2 protein-coding genes and 1 pseudogene are annotated in these 1670 nt (G+C 68.9%); 1 reads left to right on the top strand and 2 read right to left on the bottom strand.

Going from position 1 to position 1670, the window contains the following annotated elements; genetic code table 11:
- Nucleotides 1-32: 32 nt before the first annotated feature.
- Entirely contained in the window at nucleotides 33-437 is a 405-nt protein-coding gene (locus FKV24_RS07575) for an outer membrane protein assembly factor BamE (RefSeq protein WP_111266326.1), read from the bottom strand.
- A 284-nt stretch (nucleotides 438-721) separates the two neighbouring features.
- Between FKV24_RS07575 and fur the strand changes: the two genes are divergently transcribed.
- Nucleotides 722-1123 carry a ferric iron uptake transcriptional regulator gene (gene fur, locus FKV24_RS07570; protein WP_170288243.1) on the top strand — a complete coding sequence of 134 codons (402 nt, stop codon included), beginning with the start codon at nucleotides 722-724 and terminating at the stop codon, nucleotides 1121-1123.
- Between the two features lie 44 nt (nucleotides 1124-1167).
- Here fur and FKV24_RS07565 read toward each other — a convergent pair.
- Nucleotides 1168-1670: pseudogene (locus FKV24_RS07565) on the bottom strand (DNA repair protein RecN); the annotation flags it as partial.

Raw genomic sequence — 1670 nt, 5'->3', positions numbered from 1 at the left:
GCGGCCCGACCGGCGCCGCGCGGGTCGCGGCCTCAGCGGCCGCGCTTGTTCTTGTCCTTGGCCAGGTTGGGGCCGAACTGCTGGACGGTGTCGCGCGCCAGCTGCTCGTCCTGCTCCTCGAAGTAGTCGCCGTCCCAGCGGGACAGGGTGTCGCCTTCGAAGTACAGGGTCAGGTTCCTGATCTCGGTGTGGGCCAGGCGGCCGACGCGCTGGCTGGCGGTGTAGTCCCAGCGGTCGGTGCTGAACGGATCGCGGATCGACGGCGAACCGATCAGGGTCATCACCTGCTGCTTGCTCATGCCGGCCTGCAGCTGTTCGACCGCCGAGGACTCCAGCAGGTTGCCCTGGTAGATCGGCTGGCGGTAGATCACGCCGCAGCCGGCGACCGTCGTGGCGGCGATCGTGGAAACCAGGAGCATCGGCAGGAGCTTGCGCATCGGGTAATTCACGGTGGGTATTCACGGCTTGCCCAGGACCCGCCGATGATACACTGAAGCCATCGCGACGCGGCAGCGGCGGGCCGGCGTTCATCGGACGTTGGCTTCGCGGCCGCAATGCCAGCCTTACGAACCGGCAGGTCGGCCTTCTGGACCCGCCCTCCGAACCCGCCAGCAGGAATCGCGCCGACTTCCGTCATTGCCATCGTGCCGACACGTCCCGGGCGATACTTTCCGCCGGGCCGCCGAGGCAGTGCCCCGACAGAGCCATATCCGGAGCCCCTATGGAATCGCAAGAACTGCGCAACGCCGGCCTCAAGGTCACCCATCCGCGGATGCGCATCCTCGAACTGCTGGAGAGCGCCAAGCCGCGGCACATGACCGCGGAGGACATCTACCGTCATCTGATGGCCAGTGGCGAGGACATCGGCCTGGCCACCGTGTACCGGGTGCTGACCCAGTTCGAAGCCGCCGGCCTGGTGCTCAAGCACAACTTCGAATCCGGACAGTCGGTCTACGAGCTCGATCGCGGCCACCATCACGACCACATGGTCGATATCGATACCGGCAAGATCATCGAGTTCGAGAGCGAGGAGATCGAGGAGCTGCAGCACCGGATCGCGGCCAAGCACGGTTACGAGATCGAGGAGCACTCGCTGGTGCTCTACGTGCGCAAGAAGCGCTGACCGGGGCCGGGCGGCACGGGATGCCGCCCCATCGCCGGCAGTGCTCAGCCGACGTCGGCGAGCAGCCGTTTCGCCGCCGCCCGCGCTTCGCGGGTCATTTCCACGCCCCCGAGCATGCGCGCCAGCTCCTCTTCGCGCTGGCCGGCGCTGAGCGACTGCACCGCGCTCTGGGTCACGCCCTCGCTGGCCGCCTTGCTGACCCGGTAGTGGGCGTGGCCCTGGGCCGCGACCTGCGGCAGGTGGGTCACGCACAGCACCTGGCGACGCGCGCCCAGCGCCCTGAGTTTGCGGCCGACGATGTCGGCGACCGCGCCGCCGATGCCGGAGTCGACCTCGTCGAACACCATCGTCGGAACCGCGTCCAGGCCCAGGGTGGCGACCTCGATCGCCAGCGATACCCGCGACAGCTCGCCGCCGGAAGCGACCTTGCGCAGCGAGCGCGCCGGTTGCCCGGGATTGGCGGCGACCAGGAATTCGACCCGTTCGGCGCCCTGCGGGTCGGGGCGGTCCTCCTCGACCGCCTCGACGGCGACCTCGAACCGGCCCG

This window comes from Marilutibacter maris (assembly GCF_006546735.2).
GTDB classification, from domain to species: Bacteria; Pseudomonadota; Gammaproteobacteria; order Xanthomonadales; family Xanthomonadaceae; genus Marilutibacter; species Marilutibacter maris.
Note: the sequence above shows the minus strand (reverse complement) of the source record. Positions and strands in the feature narration are given on the sequence as shown.